Origin of the sequence: Ramlibacter sp. GCM10027632, from assembly GCF_042675325.1 — a bacterium.
Lineage (GTDB): Bacteria > Pseudomonadota > Gammaproteobacteria > Burkholderiales > Burkholderiaceae_C > Ramlibacter.
This window is the reverse complement of sequence record NZ_JBHTGW010000006.1, coordinates 86,481-104,510: the sequence shown is the minus strand read 5'-3', so window position 1 is coordinate 104,510 and position 18,030 is coordinate 86,481. Positions and strand designations below refer to the sequence as shown.

Here is an 18,030-nt window from a genome sequence, read left to right as displayed (position 1 = left end):
CTGGTGCTGACCGTGATGACGGTCAACATCCACAAGGGCTTCAGCTTCTTCAACCGCAAGTTCATCCTGCCCGAGCTGCGCGACGCGGTGCGCAAGGTCGGCGCCGACATCGTCTTCCTGCAGGAGGTGCAGGGCACCCACGAGGAACATGCGCGCCGCTTCAGCGGCTGGCCCGAGGCGCCGCACTACGAGTTCATGGCCGACGACCTCTGGCCGCAGTACGCCTACGGCCGCAACGTCTCCCACCCCCAGGGCCACCACGGCAACGCGGTGATGTCCAAGTTCCCCATCGTCCACGACCGCAACCACGACGTCTCGGTCGCCGGGCCCGAGAAGCGCGGCCTGCTGCATTGCGTGCTGCGGGTGCCCGGTCAGGGCATCGACGTGCACGTGATCTGCGTCCACCTGGGCCTGATGGAGGCCCACCGCCAGGCGCAGCTGCAGCGCCTGTGCGCCATGGTGCGCGGCGAGGTGCCGGACAACGCGCCCCTGGTGGTGGCCGGCGACTTCAACGACTGGCGCCGCCGCGCCGACGCCGTGCTCTGGAAGGGCGCGGGGCTGCGCGAGGTCTTCGTCACCGCCTACGGCATGCCGGCCCGCACCTTCCCCGCGCGCCTGCCGCTGCTGTGCCTGGACCGCATCTACGTGCGCAACGCCTCGGTGCACCTGCCGGTGGTGCTGCCCCGCAAGCCCTGGTCGCACCTGTCGGACCATGCGCCGCTGGCGGCGGAGATCCACCTGTGAGCGGCAACGGGCGCCGATGGCTGCCGGGCAACGACTTCCGGCTGCTGGAGAACGGCGAGGCCTTCTTCCCGCGCGTGCTCGAGGCGATCGCCCAGGCGCGGCGCGAGGTGGTGATCGAGACCTTCATCCTGTTCGAGGACGCGGTCGGCCGGCGCCTGCACGCGGCCCTGGTGGACGCGGCGCGGCGCGGCGTGCAGGTGGACCTGACCATCGACGGCTGGGGCTCGCCGGACCTGTCGGACCAGTTCGTGCGCACCCTGGCCGCGGCCGGCGCGCGCCTGCATGTCTTCGACCCCGGCCCGCGGCCCTTCGGCTGGCGGCCCAAGGCGCTGCGCCGCCTGCACCGCAAGATCGTGGTGGTCGATGGCCGGCTCGCCTTCGTCGGTGGCATCAACTTCGCGGTGGACCAGCTCACCGCCTACGGCCCCGAGGCCAAGCAGGACTGGGCGGTGGAAGTGCGCGGCCCCCTCGTCGCGGTGATCCACCGCTTCACCCACGCGGCCCTGGCCGAGGGCCAGCGCCACCAGCGCCTGCGCGGGTGGTGGCGGCGGCGCCGGCAGCTGCGCCAGCCGCCGCAGGCGCTGCCCGAGGCCGGCACGGCGCAGGCGCTGTTCGTCACCCGCGACAACGTCCGCCACCCCGACGACATCGAGCGCCTCTACCGCATCGCCATCCGCGCGGCGCGCCGGCGGGTGGTGATCGCCAATGCCTACTTCTTCCCCGGCTACCGGCTGGTGCGCGAGCTGCGCAACGCGGCGCGGCGCGGCGTGGACGTGCGCCTCATCCTGCAGGGGCAGCCCGACATGCCCTTCGCCCGGACCGCGGCGAGCACGCTGTACGGCCACCTGCTGCAGGCCGGCGTGCGCATCTTCGAATACCGCGAGCGGCCGCTGCACGGCAAGGTGGCCCTGGCCGACGAGGAGTGGGCCACGGTGGGCTCGAGCAACCTCGACCCCCTGAGCCTGGCCCTGAACCTCGAGGCCAACGTGATGATCCGCGACCGCGCCTTCAACGCCGACCTGCACGCGCAGCTCGACCGCCTGATGCGCGAGCAGTGCGCCGAGGTCGACCCCGCCGGCCTGGGCCCGGTGCGCGGGCTGGCCCTGGTGCGCAGCTACCTGGCGTTCCACGTGATGCGCAAGTTCGCGCGCTGGGCGCGCTGGCTGCCGCGCCACGCGCCACAGCTCAAGGCCGCGGTCGACGGCCGCCTCACCCCGCCGCTGCCGGCGCGCGGGCCGCGATGAACGCGCCGGCCCGCGCGCTCGGGCGCTGGCTGCGGCGCGAGGGGCTGCGCACGCTGACCTGGCTGTTCTTCGCGGTGGTCGCCGTGTTCACCGTGCGCTACGCCCTCACCATCGACTGGCGCGAAGTCGGCCGCGGCATCGCCGCCACGCCGCGGCGCGTGCTCGCCCAGGCTGCCGGGGTGGCCGCCGCCAGCCACGCCCTCTACAGCTGCTTCGACCTGGTCGGCCGCCACCACACCGGCCACGGCCTGCCGGTGCGGCGGGTGATGGCGGTGAACTTCATCAGCTACGCCTTCAACCTGAACCTCGGCTCGCTGGTCGGCGCGGTGGCGCTGCGCGTGCGCCTGTACACCCGCCTGGGCCTGGCGCCGGGCGTGATCGGCCAGGTGCTGGCCCTGAGCGTGCTGACCAACTGGCTGGGGTACTTCGCGCTCGGCGGCGCCGTCTTCCTCCTCGCGCCGCCGCCGCTGCCGCCGGACTGGGCGCTGGGCGCCGCCGGCCTGCGCGCCCTGGGCGCCGGCCTGCTCCTGGTCGCCGCGGCCTACCTGGCGCTGTGCCTGCGCGCGCAGCGGCGCGATTTCCGCCGCTTCCACCTGCGCGGCCACCTGCTGGTGCTGCCCGCGCCGCGCATGGCCTGGCTGCAGCTCGGCCTGTCGTGCGCCAACTGGTCGCTGATGGCGCTGCTCCTCACGGTGCTGCTGCAGGGCCGCCTGCCCTATGCCACGGTGCTGGCGGTGCTGCTGCTGGCCGCCATCGCCGGGGCGGCCTCCCATGTGCCGGCGGGCCTGGGGGTGCTGGAGGCGGTGTTCGTCGCGCTGCTGTCGCACCGCGTCCCGGTGCCCCAGCTGCTGGCCGCGCTGCTGGCCTACCGCGCGCTGTACTACCTGGTGCCGTGGGCCCTGGCCGCGGGCCTGTACCCCGTGCTGGAACGGCGCGCCGCGGCTGCTGAAAACACAGGCAGCCGCAGCCCGAGCGGTTAAGATTGGCAGGCTTATCCGCAAGGCCCCGGCCACCTTCCAGCACCCCAATGACCGTCGCCCTCGCAGGACGCGCCCCTGCCACATTCGAGATCAAGAGCGCCAACCTGCCGCTCGTGTCCCTGCTGCTCAAGTCGGCCGACCTCGCCGCCCTCGCCCAGGAATTGCAGGCCCGCTTCGGCGACATCCCCGACTTCTTCGACCGCGATCCCCTGGTGATCGACCTCGCGCCCCTGCAGCCGCAGGGCGAGGCCGCGGTCGATTTCCCCGCGCTGGTGCGCCTGCTGCGCGAGTACCGCGTCATGCCCGTCGCCGCACGCGGCGGCTCCGAGGCCCAGATGCAGGCCGCCCTGGCCGCCGGCCTGGCGCCCGCGCACGACGCGATCACCCTGCCGCCCGCCGCCACCAGCGCGCAGCCGGCGGCCGCCCCCGCACCGATGGCAGCGCCGGCGCCCGTCGCCGTGCCCACCACCGCCCTGGTGGTGGACCGGCCGCTGCGCTCGGGCCAGCAGGTCTACGCGCGCGGCCGCGACCTGGTCGTCATGGCCATGGTCAACCCGGGCGCCGAGGTCATCGCGGACGGCAACATCCATGTCTACGCGCCGCTGCGCGGCAAGGCCATCGCCGGTGCGCGGGGCAATGCCGACGCGCGCATCCTCACGCTGTGCCTGGAGCCCGAGCTGGTCTCCATCGCCGGCGTCTACCGCACCAGCGATGTCCCGCTGCCCCAGGAAGTCCTGGGCCAGCCCACGCAGGTGCGCCTGGTCGGCGGCACCGACGGCAAGCTGGTGATGGACCGCCTCACCTGACCCCCCATTCAACCCCTTCAGGAATCAACCCCATGGCAAGAATCATCGTCGTGACCTCCGGCAAGGGTGGTGTCGGCAAGACCACCACCAGCGCCAGCTTCGCCTCGGGCCTGGCCCTGCGCGGCTTCAAGACCTGCGTCATCGACTTCGACGTGGGCCTGCGCAACCTCGACCTGATCATGGGCTGCGAGCGCCGCGTGGTGTACGACTTCATCAACGTCATCCAGGGCGAGGCCACCCTCAACCAGGCGCTGATCAAGGACAAGAACTGCGAGAACCTGTTCGTGCTGGCCGCCTCGCAGACCCGCGACAAGGAGGCCCTGAGCAAGGAAGGCGTCGAGAAGGTCCTCAAGGACATCGCCGAGATGGGCTTCGAGTACATCGTCTGCGACTCGCCGGCCGGCATCGAGACCGGCGCGCTGATGGCCATGCACTTCGCCGACGAGGCGCTGGTGGTGACCAACCCCGAGGTCTCCTCGGTGCGCGACTCCGACCGCATCCTGGGCATGCTGTCGTCCAAGACGCAGCGCGCCATCGAGGGCAAGGAGCCGATCAAGGAGCACCTGCTGATCACGCGCTACAACCCCAACCGCGTCGACCAGGGCCAGATGCTCTCGCTCGAGGACATCCAGGACATCCTTCGCATCAAGCTGATCGGCGTGATCCCCGAAAGCGAGTCGGTGCTGCAGGCCTCCAACCAGGGCACGCCCGCGGTCCACATGAAGGGCTCCGACGTGGCCGAGGCCTACCAGGACGTCATCGCCCGCTTCCTGGGCGAGGAGCGCCCGCTGCGCTTCACCGAGGCGCAGAAGCAGGGCTTCCTGGCACGCCTGTTCGGAGGCCGCTGACCATGGCGTCGCTCCTGTCCTTCCTGCTCGGCGAGAAGAAGAAGACCGCCACCGTCGCCAAGGAACGCCTGCAGATCATCCTGGCGCACGAGCGCAGCGGCCGCAATGCCGCCGAGCCCGACTACCTGCCGGACCTGCAGCGTGACCTGGTCGCCGTGATCTCGAAGTACATCAAGATCAACCCGAACGACATCAAGGTCCAGCTCGATCGCCACGACAACCTCGAGGTGCTCGAGGTCAAGATCGAGCTGCCCGAGCCGAAGTAAGCCCCCCGGGCCTCAGCGCTGGCCGCTGCCGGGCCCCCCTTGCCGCGTGCGCGACTGGTTGTCGCTGCCCAGGTGCGTGTCGCGGTCGTGGCGGCTGCGCGGCGTGCGTGGCGCCTCGTTCTTCTGCGTGGCCGCGGCCTGACCGGCCTGGTTGTGGTCGTTGGCCACCTTGCCGGTGCCCGGCGCCTGGCGGCCCGTGGTGCGCTTGCCCATGGCGTGCTCCCAAACCCGCATTCTCCGGCCCGCTGCCACGCGCCGCGCGTGAGCGCATGCAACGGGGGTGACGCCCCGCACCCCATCGGCGCCGGCGCGCCCGCGGGCCGCCGGCCCCTGTTTCGCCGCGCGGCGAGACGTTACACCTCCGCCGCCAACCCGCGCGACCGCGCGCCCTAGAGTGGTGTGCCAGGGAGTCCCCCGTCCAGGAAAGCGAGAGCAGGTCGATGACAGCCGCCGCGCAGGCGGTCCCCCGCGACGCGCCACGCCGGGCGCACCCGGTCCACCGCTACGGCATGGCAGTGGTCTGGAGCCTGGTGTTCCTCGGGGTGCGGCTGGGCCTGGACCCGGTGCTGGGGCAGCAGGCCCCGCTGATCGTGCTGCTCGCCGCCCCGATCCTGACCGCCTGGTGGCATGGCCTCGGGCCGGGCCTGCTGGCCACCCTCGTCACCGGCATCGCGGGGGACATGCTGTTCATCAACCGCGCCCTCGACGTCGTGCCGCCCTCCGCGGGCGAGAGCCTGCGGCTGGCCGTCTTCGTGGTCTATGGCGCCGGCTTCAGCTGGCTGATCGAGAAGCGCTTCCACGCGCTGCGCGAGGCGCGCCACGAACATGAGCACCTCGTCGAGGCGCAGCAGCAGCTCGTGAAACGCGAGGAGCGCATGCGCCAGACCCTGGAGGCCTCGCCGGCCGGCATGCTGGTCGTGAACCGGCAAGGCACCATCGAGCTGGCCAACTCCGAGGCCGCGCGCCGGTTCGGCTGGGCCCAGGGCCAGCTCGTGGGCCAGAACGTCGACCAGCTCGTGCCCGAGCCGGTGCGCGACGGCCATGCCGCCAACCGGGAGCAGTTCCACGCCCGCCCCAGCGCCCGGGCCATGGGCCACGGGCGCGACCTGTGGGCGCGCCGCCGCGACGGCACCGTCTTCCCGGTGGAAATCGGCCTCAGCCCCCTGGAGGGCGCCGCCAACGGCCTGGTGCTGGCCTCGGTCATCGACATCTCGGCGCGCCGCCAGGGCGAGCAGGCGCTGCGCGAAAGCGAGCAGCGGGCCCGCGCGTCCACGCAGCGGCTGGAGGCCGACCATGCGGTGCTCGACGCCATCCTGCGCGCCGTGCCCGCCGGCATCATGCTGGCCGACGCCCACGGCCGCATCCTGCGCAGCAACCCCGCCAACGAGCGCCTGTGGGGCCGCATGCCGGGCGACGCCGGCCCGGGCAACGCCCTCTCCTGGAAAGGCTGGTGGGCCGACGGCTCGGTGCAGCATGGCCGGGTCCTGAAGGCCGGCGAGTGGCCGCTGGCGCGCGCGCTGCGCGGCGACAACGTGAGCGACGACCTGGTCGAGATCGAGCCCTTCGACCGCCCCGGCGAGCGCCGCACCGTCCTCACCACCGCCGGGCCGGTGCGCGACGCCCTCGGCCAGGTCACCGGCGCGGTGGTGGCGCAGCTGGATGTGACCGCGCTGGTGACGGCCCAGGCCGCCGAGCGCGAGAGCGCGGAGATGTTCCGCGCCCTCGCGGACAACATCGCCCAGCTCGCCTGGATGGCCGACGAGGCCGGCGCCATCGTCTGGTACAACCGCCGCTGGTTCGAGTACACCGGCACGACCCTCGAACAGATGCAGGGCTGGGGCTGGCAGGCCGTACACCACCCGGACTACGTCGACCGGGTCGTCATCAAGTTTCGCCGCCATGTCGCCACCGGCGAGCCCTGGGAAGACACCTTCCCCATGCGCAGCAAGGACGGCGCCTTCCGCTGGTTCCTCTCGCGCGCCTTCCCGATCCGGGACCCCGCCGGCCGCATCCGCAGCTGGTTCGGCACCCACACCGACATCACCGCGCAGCGCCAGGCCGAGGAGGCCCTGCGCGAGGCCGACCGGCGCAAGGACGAATTCATCGCGGTGCTCGCGCACGAGCTGCGCAACCCGCTGGCGCCGGTGCGCAGCGCCGTCGAGATCCTCAAGCGGGTGGGCAGCGCGGAGCCGCGGGTGGAGCGCACGCGCGTGGTCATCGAGCGGCAGGTCGCGCACATGGCGCGCCTGATCGACGACCTGCTCGATGTCTCGCGCATCGCGCGCGGCAAGCTGGCCCTGCGCAGGCAGCGCTGCGACCTGCGCGAGATCGCGCACGAGACCACCGAGGACTACCGCACCAGCATCGAGTCGCTGGGCCAGCGGCTGGCGTTCCACGGCACGCCCGACGCGCTGTGGGTCGACGGCGACCCGGTGCGGCTGGCGCAGATGCTCGGCAACCTGCTGGCCAACGCCAGCCGCTTCAACAAGCCGAGCGGCCGCATCGAGGTGAAGGTGGGCAGCGACCCGGCCGCCGGCATGGCGGTGGTGCGCGTGGTGGACACCGGCGTCGGCATGGACACCGGGCTCATGGCGCGCCTGTTCGACCCCTTCGAGCAGGCCCCGCAGGACCTCGCCCGCAGCCGCGGCGGCCTGGGCCTGGGCCTGGCCCTCACCAAGGGCCTGACCGAGCTGCACGGCGGCACCGCGGAGGCGGCCAGCGAGGGCCCCGGCAAGGGCTCGGCCTTCACGCTGCGCATCCCGCTGGCCGCCTCCGCGGGCAGTGCGCCGCAGGCCCGCCCGGCCGGGGACGAGGCCAGCGGCCTGCGCATCCTCGTGGTCGAGGACAACCCCGACGCCGCGGCCACCCTGGGCGAGCTGCTGCAGCTGGCGGGCCACCAGGTGGAGCTCAGCGCCGACGGCGTCGCGGGCCTGCGCCAGGCCCGGTCCTTCCAGCCGCACGCGGTGATCTCGGACCTGGGCCTGCCAGGCGACCTCGACGGCTACCAGCTCGCACGCTGCCTGCGCGCCGACCCGCAGCTGCACGACGTGCAGCTGATCGCCGTCTCCGGCTATGCCGACCTCGACGCGCGCCGGCGCAGCGCCGAGGCCGGCTTCGACGCCCACCTGCCCAAGCCCGCCGACATCCGCAGCCTCGAGCGCCTGCTGCGCGGCGTCCGGCGCGAACTGCCGGGCCTGGCTGCATGACCCCGCCGGGCGCTCCTTGCGTTTGGACACACATTCGGATTGAAACAACCGCTTGCATTGCGTATCACCCTGATCCGCCCTGCGCACGGCGCGGGACGCATGAAGTTCCCGAACCCGTGTGGCCCTGCGGGGCCGGAGGTATTGCCATGGCCTACACACTCGAAGGCCGCCTGCTCGAGGTCTGCACCTGCAAGGCGGTCTGTCCCTGCTGGGTCGGCGAGGACCCGGATGGCGGCACCTGTGACGGCGCGCTCGCCTGGCGTTTCGACAAGGGCACGATCGATGGCATCGACGTCTCGGGCCTGGTCTTCGGCATGCTCGCCAAGATCCCCGGCAACGTGCTCAAAGGCAACTGGCGGGCGCAGGCCTTCATCGACGAGCGCGCGACCCCCGAGCAGCAGGACGCCATCGTCGGGGTGTTCACCGGCCAGAAAGGCGGCCCGGTGGCCGACCTCGCGGGCCTGGTGGGCGAGGTCGTCGGACTCGCGCGCGTGCCCATCACCTTCGACGTCGAGCAGGGCCGCGGCCACTTGCGCCTGGGCAGCGACGTCGTGGCCGACCTCGAGCCCTTCACCAGCGGCGCGGGCCATCCCACCACCATGGCGGACGCGGTGTTCTCCACCATCCCGGGCGCGCCCGCCTTCCTGGGCCGGGCGCCCAAGTACCAGGCCCGCTCCGACACCCTGGGTATCTCGGTCGACCTGAGCGGCCACAACGCGGTCCAGGGCGTGTTCCGCTTCGTCGGCTGACCGCGGCCCCGCCGCCCGGGCCGTGTCGATCGCCCCCGCACTGCGCCTGGCCCCGCCGACGCGGCAGGGGCTTTTCCTGGCGGCGTTCGCCGGGCTGTGCGCCCTGAGCTGGCTGGCGCTGGCCGGCTGGCACGCCTCGCCCTACGCGCACTACCTGCACACGCTGCCGGTGGGCAGCGGCGAGGTCTGCGCCGTGCCACAGCCGGTGCTCCAGGCCGGCCTGTACCTCGGCGGCTGGGTCCTGATGTCGGCCGCCATGATGCTGCCCAGCGCCTGGCCGCTGGTGGCGGTGTTCCTGCGGCTGACGCGCGCGCGCCCGGACCAGGGCGCCCTGGCCGGCCTGCTGGTGGCGGGCTACCTCGGCGTGTGGGCCGCCTTCGGCGCGCTGGCCTACGGCGCCGACGCCCTGGTGCATGCCCTCACCGACGGCAGCGGCTGGTGGTGGGCGAATGGGTGGGTCGTGGCGGCAGGCAGCCTGGCGGGCGCCGGCGCCTTCCAGTTCTCCGCGCTCAAGCACCGGTGCCTGGACGGCTGCCGCTCGCCCCTGGCCTTCGCCGTCGCGCGCTGGCGGGCGGTCACCCCGCGCGCCTCGGCGCTGCGCCTGGGCCTGGCCCACGGGGCCTACTGCGTCGGCTGCTGCTGGGCCCTGATGGCGATGATGGTGGCGGTGGGCCTGCAGCACCTCGGGTGGATGCTGGTCCTGGGCCTGCTGATGGCGCTCGAGAAGAACATGCCCTGGGGCCGCAGGCTCTCCGCCCCGACCGGCCTCGCGCTGCTTGCGGCCGCAGCGCTGCTGGCGGCGGGCCAGCTCCTGCCGGCCTGAGGCGCACCGCCCGGGCTACAGTCGGGGCCTCGCTGAACGACCGCCCCATGCACCAACGCGCCCTCGTCCTCTTCTCCGGCGGCCAGGACTCCGCCACCTGCCTGGCCTGGGCCCTGGACCGCTACGCCCATGTCGAGACCGTGGGCTTCGACTACGGCCAGCGCCATCGCGTCGAGCTCGACGTGCGCCGCGACTTCCTCGCGAAGCTGCGCGCCCGCCTCCCGCACTGGGACGGCAGGCTCGGCGAGGACCACCTGCTCGACCTGCGCCTGCTCGGACAGGTCAGCGACACGGCCCTCACGGCCGACAAGGCCATCGAGTTCGAACGCACCGGCCTGCCCAATACCTTCGTGCCGGGGCGCAACCTGATCTTCTTCACCTTCGCCGCCGCCATCGCCTACCGGCGCGGCCTGCCGGTGCTGGTGGGCGGCATGTGCGAAACCGACTACTCGGGCTACCCCGACTGCCGTGACGACACCCTCAAGTCGCTGCAGGTCACCCTGGGCCTGGGCCTGGACCAGCGCGTGGTGATCGAGACCCCGCTGATGTGGATCGACAAGGCCCGCACCTGGCAGCTCGCGCACGACCTGGGCGGCGCGGCCCTGGTGGACCTGGTCCGCGACGACACCCACACCTGCTACCTGGGTGATCGCAGCCAGCGCCACCCCTGGGGCGCCGGATGCGGCACCTGCCCCGCGTGCGAGCTGCGCGCGCAGGGCTGGGCCCGCTACCAGGACGCTTGCGCACCGGCACGCTCTGCCTAAGAATGGTCCGGAAGGGCGCGCTGCCACGCGTGCCCCTTCCGACATGGCCACAGACCCGCCTCCGCCCGAATCGGTGTTCGAAGCCGGCCATGCGCCGGCCTCGGTGCTGGTGGCCTCGCTGCACAGGCTGTCCCGGACGCTGTCGGTCGCCGTCATCGCCATCGGCCTGTCGGGCCTCCTCGGCTGGTGGCTCGACCTGCCCGCCCTGCGCCGCGTCTTCCCGGGTTACCAGAGCATCGTCTTCAACACCGCCGTGCTGTGCGTGGCCGCGGGCCTCGCCGTGCAGGCGCTGCACCGGGCCGGGGACGCGGGTGCGCAGCGCCTGGCCCGCCTGCTCGGTGCGCTGACGGGCCTGGTGGCCGCCGTCACGCTGCTGCAGGACCTGCTCGGTCACGACTTCGGCATCGACCAGCTGCTGCTGCCCCTCGGGCCCTACCCGGGCGAGACCACCGCGCGGATGGCCCCGACCACCTCGCTCGGGCTGGCGCTGTGCGGCGCCGCCATCGCCTGGCCCGAGCGCCCCGGGCCCCAGCGCACGCGCCAGCTGCTGCCCCTGGCCGTCACCATCCTGGCGCTGACGGCGCTCACGGGCTACATCTACGGCGCCGGCCCCCTCTACCGGCTCGGCGGCTTCAGCCGCGTGTCCCTGCTCTCGGCCTCGGCCCTGCTGCTGCTGTCGCTGGCCATCGTGTTCGCGCGCGCCGGCGAGGGCTGGACGCGGCACCTGTGCTCGCTCGGCCCCGACGGCACGCTATGGCGCCGCCTGCTGCCCCTGGTGCTCGTGGTCCCGCTGGCGCTGGCCCTGATCAACCGGCTCGGCGAAACCCAGGGCTGGTACGACCGCGCGGTCGGCGACGCCATCTTCAGCGCGCTGCTCGTCGTCGCCCTCCTGGCCGGCATCGCCCTCACCGCGCGCGACATCGCGGTGGCGGACGAGCGCGTCCACGAGACCCTGGAAGCGGCCCCGGCGGGCATGATCGTCGTGAACCGGCACGGCATCATCGAGCTGGTGAACTCGCAGGCCGAGCGCCTCTTCGGCCTCAGCCGCAGCGAGCTCGTGGGCACCAGCATCGACGCGCTCGTGCCGGACGAGACCCGCCCCACCCACGCCGCCAACCGCGCCCGCTTCCATGCGGCCCCCAGCGCGCGGCTCATCGGCGCCGGCCGGGACCTGTGGGCCCGCCGCGGCGACGGCACCGTCTTCCCCGTCGAGATCGGCCTGAACCCGCTGAAGGGATCGAACAGCGGCCGCGTGGTCGCCTCCATCATCGACATCACCGCCCGCAAGCAGGCCGAGGACGAACTGGCCCTTCGTGAGCAGCGCCTGCGCGAGACGCTGGAGGCGGCCCCCGCGGGCATGCTGGTCGTCAACCGGCAGGGGATCATCGAAGGCGTGAACACCCGGGCCGAGCGTCTCTTCGGCCTGCACCGCGACCGGCTGGTGGGCCTGGGCATCGACGCCCTGGTGCCCGACGAGGTGCGTGCCGGCCATGCCGCCAACCGGGAAAGCTTCCACGCCGCCCCCAGCGCGCGCGCCATGGGCCATGGGCGCGATCTGTGGGCCCGGCGCGGCGACGGCACCGTCTTCCCGGTGGAGATCGGCCTCAACCCGCTCAAGGGCGCCTCCGCCGGGCTGGTGCTGGCCTCCGTCATCGACATCTCCGCGCGCAAGCTGGCCGAGAACGAGCTGGCGCTGCGCGAGCAGCGTTTCAGTGCCGCCTTCGAGCAGGCGGCCGTCGGCATGGCGCAGGTCGGGCTCGACGGGCGCTGGCTGCGCGTGAACCGCAAGCTGTGCGACATCCTCGGCTACACCCGGTCGCAGCTGCTGGGGCTGACCTTCCAGGACATCACCCACCCCGACGACCTCGACGCCGACCTCGCCCTGGTGCGCCGCGTCCTCGACGGCGAAATCTCCACCTACACGATGGAAAAGCGCTACCGCCACCAGGACGGCCACACCCTCTGGGTGGAGCTCACCGTCTCCCTGGCGCGAAAGGCCGACGATCAGCCGGACTACTTCATCTCGGTGGTGGTGGACATCGATGCCCGCAAGCGGGCCGAGGAACGCGTGATCCAGAGCGAGGCCCAGATCCGGCGCATGAATGCCGAACTCGAACAGACCATCGCCACGCGCACGGCCGAACTCCGGTCGGCCAAGGAGGAGGCCGAGCGCGCCAACCGTGCCAAGGACTCGCTGCTCGCCAACGTGAGCCACGAGATCCGCACGCCGCTGAACGCCATCCTGGGAGCGGCGCAGGTGCTGGAGCGCGGCGCCCAGGGCGACCAGATGCAGGTGCTGGTGCGCGGCATCCGCAGCGCGGGCCGCAGCCTGGTCACCGTCATCAACGACCTGCTGGACCTCGCCAAGATCGAGGCCGGTCGGTTCGAGATCGTGCCGGCCCCCTTCGCGCTGCAGGACGTCCTGAGCACGCTGGCGGACGTGCTGCAATCCACCGCCGCCGAGAAGGGCCTGTGGCTTCGCATCCATGCGATCCCCCCGCAGGTCGAGGCCGTGGTCGGCGACTCGCAGCGCATCGGCCAGGTCCTTTACAACCTGACCGGCAACGCGATCAAGTTCACCGATCGCGGCGGGGTCGACGTGCGGGTCGAGGTGGTCCGTCGCGAAGGCGACCAGCTGACCCTGCGCTTTTCGGTGCAGGACACCGGGCCGGGCGTCGAGCCCGGGCTGCAGCCGAGGCTGTTCTCGCCCTTCGTGCAGGGCGACGGCCACGCGCGGCGGCAGCTGGGGGGCACCGGCCTGGGGCTGGCGATCTGCCGGCAGCTGGTGACGCTCATGGGCGGAGAGATCGGCGTCGACAGCGAGCCGGGCCGCGGCAGCACGTTCTGGTTCACGGTCACCTTGACCACCATTTCCGCCAGCGCCATCTCGGCGCGGCGTGAAAGCGCCACGCGGCCCGACGAGCGCCGGCTCGACGGGTTGCACGTGCTGATCGTCGACGATGCGCCCGTCAACCGGGAGATCGCGCGCCTGCTGCTGGAGGGAGAAGGCGCCACGGTGGACCTGGCCGAGAACGGCCAGCTCGCACTGGAGCGCCTGCGCGCAGGCCCGCAGGATTTCGACCTGGTGCTCATGGACGTGCAGATGCCGGTCATGGACGGCCTGGAGGCCGCGCGCCACATCCGCAACGACCCCCAGCTGCAGCGCATTCCGGTGCTGGCCCTGACCGCCGCCGCCCTGGAAAGCCAGCGGCAGCTCGCCCTGGAGGCCGGCATGGACGACTACATCGTCAAGCCCTTCGAGATGGACATGATGGTGGCAACGCTGCTTCGCATGACCCGGCGTGGCCCTGGGTAGGCTTTTCGTGCAATGGCCGTTTCGCGCGCAACTGTCACAATGCACAGCATCTTCACTGCGACCAGCACGCAATGTCTTCTGCCGAAGCCCTCAGGATGCTGGGCCAGTACCCCGAGACCCTGTTCGACAAGTACGGAGGCGCCCCCACGGTGGGCGCGCTGACACGTGACTTCTACCGCCGGATCATGAGCAACCCGATGCTCAAGGGCTATTTCGCCGGCGTGGACACCGAGCGGATGATCCGCCACCAGATCGTTTTCATCGCCTGGGTCATGGGCAAGCCGGACAAGCCTTACAGCCACGACCAGCTGAGGAACGCCCACATCACGCGGAAAATCACCAGCGCGGCCTATGAGGAAGTCATTCGCATCCTGCAGCAGGCCCTGGTGGCCGCCAACGTGGAGCTCGACGACCAGCGCGAGATCATCGAGCGGATCGACGGGCACCGGCACCTGATCGTCACCGGCTGACCGCCACCCGCTGGACGCTGCGAGGCGCGGTCCTCACTCCGCCTTGATGTTGGCGGCCTTGATGATCTCCGCCCAGCGCGCGTGCTCGGTGCGGATGTACTGCGCGAATTCCGCCGGCGACCGGCTCGGGTGCACCGAGATCGCGGTGGCGGCGAACTTGTCCTGCACCTCCTTGCGCGCCAGCCCCTTGGCCAAGGCGGCATGCAGCTTCTGGACGATCTCCGGCGGCAGGCCCGCCGGCCCGCCCATGCCGAACCAGGGCGCCACCACCATGCCCGGGAAGCCCGACTCCTTCGCCGTCGGCACCTGGGGCAGCAGCGGCGAGCGGTTCTCGGACAGCACCGCCACCGGCTTGATGCGGTCGGCCTTGATCTGGGGCAGGGCCACCACCAGCGAGCTCTGGGAGTCCAGCTGCGTCGATCCGCCGATCAGGTCCTGGATCTGTTGCGCCGCTCCCTTGTAGGGCACGTGGTTCAGCTTCACGCCGGCCTGGTGCTGGAACAGTTCGGCCGCCAGGTGCGGGATGGTGCCCACGCCGGGCGTGCCGTAGGCCACCTGGCCGGGCTTGCCGCGGGCATGGGCCGCGAGTTCGCCGAGGGTGTTGAACGCGGCCTCCTTGTTGGCAACGAGGATGGGCGTCGTGGACACCATGTTGGTGATCGGCGCGAAGTCCTTGAAGGTGTCGAAGCCCGGGCTGCCCAGGTGCGGCGCGATGGCCACCGTGATCGCGACCAGGCCGATGGTGTAGCCGTCGGGCGGGGACTTGGCCAGCACGTTCAGCCCCAGCACGCCGTTGCCGCCGGGACGGTTGTCGACGACCACCGCCTGCTTCAGCTCCTGCCGCAGGATCTCGGCGGCTTCGCGCCCGATCAGGTCCGTCGGCCCGCCCGCCGGGAAGGGGACGATCAGCTTGATGGGCCGGCTGGGCCATTCATCCGCGTGCACCGCGGCAGAAAAGGCCAGCACCGACGCGAGCAGGATCCGGGGCCATCGGGTCATGAAGGGAATTCCTTGACAGGTTGTGGATGGGGAAACGGCTGGACCATTCTGTGGGTCTTCATGCCTCCCGTCTACCGTCGAGCAGTCGCCTCGGCGTCCCGGCCCCAACGAAAACGGCCTCCGAAGAGGCCGTCCTGCCGTGGCGAACCGGGTCAGACGTCGATATTCGCCGCCCTCAGCGCGTTCGTTTCGATGAAGTCGCGCCGCGGCTCCACTTCGTCTCCCATCAGCATGGTGAACACCTTGTCGGCCTCGATGGCGTCCTCGATCTGCACGCGCAGCAGGCGGCGCACCGTCGGGTCCATCGTGGTCTCCCACAGCTGCTCGGGGTTCATCTCGCCCAGGCCCTTGTAACGCTGGCGGCTGGTGGCGCGCTCGGCCTCGCCGATCAGCCAGTGCATGGCCTGGCGGAAGTCGGAGACCTTCTCCTGCTTCTGCCGCTCGCCCTCGCCGCGGCGCACCACCGCCCCTTCCTTGAGCAGGCCGCGGAAGGTGTCGGCGGCCTCGGCCAGCGCACGGTAATCGGCACCGTGCACGAAGTCCTGCGTGATCACGCTGCTCTTGACGTTGCCGTGGTGGCGGCGCGAGATGCGCAGGATCGGCTTGTCGCTGCGCGCGTCGAACTCGCCGGCCACCTCGGCCGGCGCGGCGTTGGTGAGGCGGTCGATCTCCTGCAGCTTGGCCTGCAGCGCGGTAGCCGACGCCTCGGCTTCGGCCACCGTGTCCAGGTTCAGGGCCACGCCGTCGGCGATGGCGCGCAGCGCCTCGGCATCCATGAAGCCGGAGAGGCGGTTGATCACCGATTCGGCCACCTGGTGCTTGCGCGCCAGTTCGGCCAGCGTCTCGCCGGACAGCACCGTGGCCTCGTCACCGCCCGTGCTCACGCTCGCGCCCGCCAGGGCAATGCGCAGCAGGAAGCCGTCGAGCTCGGTGCCGTCCTTCAGGTACAGCTCCTCCTTGCCGGCCTTGACCTTGTACAGGGGCGGCTGCGCGATGTAGATGTGGCCGCGCTCGACCAGCTCGGGCATCTGGCGGTAGAAGAACGTGAGCAGCAGCGTGCGGATGTGCGCGCCGTCCACGTCCGCGTCGGTCATGATGATGATGCGGTGGTAGCGCAGCTTGGCCACGTTGAAGTCGTCGGCGCCGTTGCTGCCGCCGTTCTCGCTGGCCTTGCCGATGCCGGTGCCCAGGGCCGTGATCAGCGTGAGGATCTCAGCGCTCGTGAGCAGCTTCTCGTAGCGCGCCTTCTCCACGTTCAGGATCTTGCCGCGCAGCGGCAGGATCGCCTGGAACTTCCGGTCGCGGCCCTGCTTGGCCGAGCCGCCGGCGGAGTCGCCCTCCACGATGTAGATCTCGCACATCGCGGGGTCCTTCTCCTGGCAGTCCGCCAGCTTGCCCGGCAGGCCCATGCCATCGAGCACGCCCTTGCGGCGCGTCATCTCGCGGGCCTTGCGGGCCGCCTCGCGGGCCTTGGCAGCCTCGATGATCTTGCCGACGATGATCTTGGCGTCGTTGGGACGCTCCTGCAGGTAATCGTTCAGCGTGCGGGCCACCACGTCTTCCACCGGCCCGCGCACTTCGCTGGACACCAGCTTGTCCTTGGTCTGGCTGGAGAACTTGGGCTCGGGCACCTTGACCGACAGCACGCAGGTCAGGCCCTCGCGCATGTCGTCGCCCGAGACCTCGACCTTGGCCTTCTTGGCCAGGTCGTTCTCCTCGATGTACTTGTTGATCACACGGGTCATCGCCGCGCGCAGGCCGGTCAGGTGGGTGCCGCCGTCACGCTGGGGGATGTTGTTCGTGAAGCAGAGGACTTGCTCGTTGTAGCCGCTGTTCCACTGCATCGCGACTTCGACGCCGATGTTCGTATTCTGGTCACTTTGCCTATCACCCAGCGCATGGAACACGTTGGGGTGCAGGACGGTCTTGCCCTTGTTGATGAAGTCCACGAAGCCCTTGACGCCGCCGGCGCCGGAGAAGTCGTCGTGCTTGCCCGAGCGCTCGTCCACCAGCTTGATGTTGACGCCGTTGTTCAGGAACGAGAGCTCGCGCAGGCGCTTGGACAGGATCTCGTAGTGGAAATCGTTGTTTTCCTTGAAGATCTCGGTGTCCGGCAGGAAGTGCACCTCGGTGCCGCGCTTGTCGGTGTCGCCGATGATCTTCATCGGCGAGATCTCCACGCCATCGACCTTCTCGATGATGCGGTGCTGGACCACGCCCTTGCTGAACTCCAGCGTGTGGACCTTCCCCTCGCGGCGCACGGTCAGGCGCAGCATCTTGGACAGCGCGTTCACGCAGGACACGCCCACGCCGTGCAGGCCGCCCGAGACCTTGTACGAGTTCTGGTTGAACTTGCCGCCCGCGTGCAGCTCGGTCAGGGCGATCTCGGCGGCCGAGCGCTTGGGCTCGTGCTTGTCGTCCATCTTGATGCCGGTGGGAATGCCGCGGCCGTTGTCCACCACGCTGATGGAGTTGTCGGTGTGGATGGTCACCACGATGTCATCGCAATGGCCGGCCAGCGCCTCGTCGATGGAGTTGTCCACCACCTCGAACACGAGGTGGTGCAGGCCGGTGCCGTCGGACGTGTCGCCGATGTACATGCCCGGGCGCTTGCGCACCGCCTCGAGGCCTTCCAGGATCTGGATGGCGTTCTCGCCGTAACCCTCGCTCGCGCCCGCCTGGTTCGGGTCGATCTTGGGTTGGTAGTTGGAGCTTTCCTCCCCGGTCGGCATGTTGTCTTCGGACATAAGCTGCGGTCTTGCGATCTCGTGAATGGCGCAACCCGCCGGTCACGGCGGGTCGCTGGATGGGAGCG

Annotated in this window: 15 protein-coding genes; 12 read left to right on the top strand and 3 right to left on the bottom strand. The window is 71.2% G+C overall.

Translation table 11 applies throughout. The features are described from left to right. Positions 1–15 precede the first annotated feature (15 nt). The 6 genes from ACFQZY_RS10900 to minE are packed head-to-tail and all read left to right on the top strand — an operon-like array spanning position 16 to position 4,888. Positions 16–744, top strand: coding sequence for an endonuclease/exonuclease/phosphatase family protein (locus ACFQZY_RS10900; protein ID WP_377415866.1), 729 nt, complete (start codon positions 16–18; stop codon positions 742–744). After that, positions 741–1,988 (top strand): cardiolipin synthase ClsB, encoded by a 1,248-nt coding sequence (gene clsB, locus ACFQZY_RS10895; protein WP_377415654.1) that lies wholly within the window; start codon positions 741–743, stop codon positions 1,986–1,988. Before ACFQZY_RS10900 ends, clsB begins: the two co-directional genes overlap by 4 nt. Beyond that, the gene (locus ACFQZY_RS10890; RefSeq protein ID WP_377415653.1) at positions 1,985–2,968 is read left to right on the top strand and encodes a lysylphosphatidylglycerol synthase domain-containing protein; all 984 of its coding nucleotides are present in this window, start codon (positions 1,985–1,987) and stop codon (positions 2,966–2,968) included. Before clsB ends, ACFQZY_RS10890 begins: the two co-directional genes overlap by 4 nt. A 47-nt stretch (positions 2,969–3,015) precedes the next feature. Further along, on the top strand, positions 3,016–3,774 hold the full coding sequence (minC, locus tag ACFQZY_RS10885) for a septum site-determining protein MinC (RefSeq protein ID WP_377415652.1): 759 nt from the start codon (positions 3,016–3,018) through the stop codon (positions 3,772–3,774). Between the two features lie 32 nt (positions 3,775–3,806). Then, positions 3,807–4,622, top strand: a complete 816-nt coding sequence (minD, locus tag ACFQZY_RS10880; protein ID WP_377415651.1) for a septum site-determining protein MinD — start codon at positions 3,807–3,809, stop codon at positions 4,620–4,622. Positions 4,623–4,624: 2 nt separating this feature from the next. Beyond that, on the top strand, positions 4,625–4,888 hold the full coding sequence (minE, locus tag ACFQZY_RS10875; RefSeq protein ID WP_377415650.1) for a cell division topological specificity factor MinE: 264 nt from the start codon (positions 4,625–4,627) through the stop codon (positions 4,886–4,888). A gap of 12 nt (positions 4,889–4,900) precedes the next feature. Here the strand turns inward: minE and ACFQZY_RS10870 are convergent, their stop codons facing one another. Beyond that, positions 4,901–5,101, bottom strand: a complete 201-nt coding sequence (locus tag ACFQZY_RS10870; protein ID WP_377415649.1) for a hypothetical protein — start codon at positions 5,099–5,101, stop codon at positions 4,901–4,903. A gap of 227 nt (positions 5,102–5,328) precedes the next feature. Here ACFQZY_RS10870 and ACFQZY_RS10865 point away from each other — a divergent pair, with 227 nt between their 5' ends. From ACFQZY_RS10865 to ACFQZY_RS10840, 6 genes are all read left to right on the top strand, one after another. Beyond that, a complete protein-coding gene (locus tag ACFQZY_RS10865; RefSeq protein ID WP_377415648.1) occupies positions 5,329–8,094 on the top strand; it encodes a PAS domain S-box protein in 2,766 nt (921 codons plus the stop codon). A gap of 146 nt (positions 8,095–8,240) precedes the next feature. Continuing rightward, the gene (locus tag ACFQZY_RS10860) at positions 8,241–8,843 is read left to right on the top strand and encodes a DUF1326 domain-containing protein (protein ID WP_377415647.1); all 603 of its coding nucleotides are present in this window, start codon (positions 8,241–8,243) and stop codon (positions 8,841–8,843) included. Between the two features lie 22 nt (positions 8,844–8,865). Further along, positions 8,866–9,666: a DUF2182 domain-containing protein gene (locus tag ACFQZY_RS10855; protein ID WP_377415646.1), complete on the top strand. Its 801-nt coding sequence runs from the start codon at positions 8,866–8,868 to the stop codon at positions 9,664–9,666. Positions 9,667–9,713: 47 nt separating this feature from the next. After that, a complete protein-coding gene (gene queC / locus ACFQZY_RS10850; RefSeq protein ID WP_377415645.1) occupies positions 9,714–10,430 on the top strand; it encodes a 7-cyano-7-deazaguanine synthase QueC in 717 nt (238 codons plus the stop codon). A 43-nt stretch (positions 10,431–10,473) separates the two neighbouring features. Then, positions 10,474–13,746: a PAS domain S-box protein gene (locus tag ACFQZY_RS10845; RefSeq protein WP_377415644.1), complete on the top strand. Its 3,273-nt coding sequence runs from the start codon at positions 10,474–10,476 to the stop codon at positions 13,744–13,746. 71 nt (positions 13,747–13,817) lie between these two features. Then, positions 13,818–14,216 carry a group 1 truncated hemoglobin gene (locus tag ACFQZY_RS10840; RefSeq protein ID WP_377415643.1) on the top strand — a complete coding sequence of 133 codons (399 nt, stop codon included), beginning with the start codon at positions 13,818–13,820 and terminating at the stop codon, positions 14,214–14,216. A 33-nt stretch (positions 14,217–14,249) separates the two neighbouring features. On the opposite strand, the gene ACFQZY_RS10835 is transcribed toward ACFQZY_RS10840, so the two are convergent. Both ACFQZY_RS10835 and gyrB read right to left on the bottom strand, forming a co-directional pair. Further along, positions 14,250–15,215 (bottom strand): Bug family tripartite tricarboxylate transporter substrate binding protein, encoded by a 966-nt coding sequence (locus ACFQZY_RS10835; RefSeq protein WP_377415642.1) that lies wholly within the window; start codon positions 15,213–15,215, stop codon positions 14,250–14,252. Positions 15,216–15,367: 152 nt separating this feature from the next. Further along, positions 15,368–17,962 (bottom strand): DNA topoisomerase (ATP-hydrolyzing) subunit B, encoded by a 2,595-nt coding sequence (gene gyrB / locus ACFQZY_RS10830; RefSeq protein WP_377415641.1) that lies wholly within the window; start codon positions 17,960–17,962, stop codon positions 15,368–15,370. Positions 17,963–18,030: the final 68 nt, after the last annotated feature.

Excerpts from the sequence above, each read along its gene's own strand:
- ACFQZY_RS10860 (WP_377415647.1), top strand. The coding sequence starts at position 8,241 with ATGGCCTACACACTCGAAGGCCGCCTGCTCGAGGTCTGCACCTGCAAG.
- queC (WP_377415645.1), top strand. The coding sequence starts at position 9,714 with ATGCACCAACGCGCCCTCGTCCTCTTCTCCGGCGGCCAGGACTCCGCC.
- minD (WP_377415651.1), top strand. The coding sequence starts at position 3,807 with ATGGCAAGAATCATCGTCGTGACCTCCGGCAAGGGTGGTGTCGGCAAG.
- ACFQZY_RS10870 (WP_377415649.1), bottom strand. The coding sequence starts at position 5,101 with ATGGGCAAGCGCACCACGGGCCGCCAGGCGCCGGGCACCGGCAAGGTG.
- minC (WP_377415652.1), top strand. The coding sequence starts at position 3,016 with ATGACCGTCGCCCTCGCAGGACGCGCCCCTGCCACATTCGAGATCAAG.
- ACFQZY_RS10845 (WP_377415644.1), top strand. The coding sequence starts at position 10,474 with ATGGCCACAGACCCGCCTCCGCCCGAATCGGTGTTCGAAGCCGGCCAT.
- ACFQZY_RS10835 (WP_377415642.1), bottom strand. The coding sequence starts at position 15,215 with ATGACCCGATGGCCCCGGATCCTGCTCGCGTCGGTGCTGGCCTTTTCT.
- gyrB (WP_377415641.1), bottom strand. The coding sequence starts at position 17,962 with ATGTCCGAAGACAACATGCCGACCGGGGAGGAAAGCTCCAACTACCAA.
- minE (WP_377415650.1), top strand. The coding sequence starts at position 4,625 with ATGGCGTCGCTCCTGTCCTTCCTGCTCGGCGAGAAGAAGAAGACCGCC.
- ACFQZY_RS10900 (WP_377415866.1), top strand. The coding sequence starts at position 16 with ATGACGGTCAACATCCACAAGGGCTTCAGCTTCTTCAACCGCAAGTTC.
- ACFQZY_RS10865 (WP_377415648.1), top strand. The coding sequence starts at position 5,329 with ATGACAGCCGCCGCGCAGGCGGTCCCCCGCGACGCGCCACGCCGGGCG.
- ACFQZY_RS10840 (WP_377415643.1), top strand. The coding sequence starts at position 13,818 with ATGTCTTCTGCCGAAGCCCTCAGGATGCTGGGCCAGTACCCCGAGACC.
- ACFQZY_RS10890 (WP_377415653.1), top strand. The coding sequence starts at position 1,985 with ATGAACGCGCCGGCCCGCGCGCTCGGGCGCTGGCTGCGGCGCGAGGGG.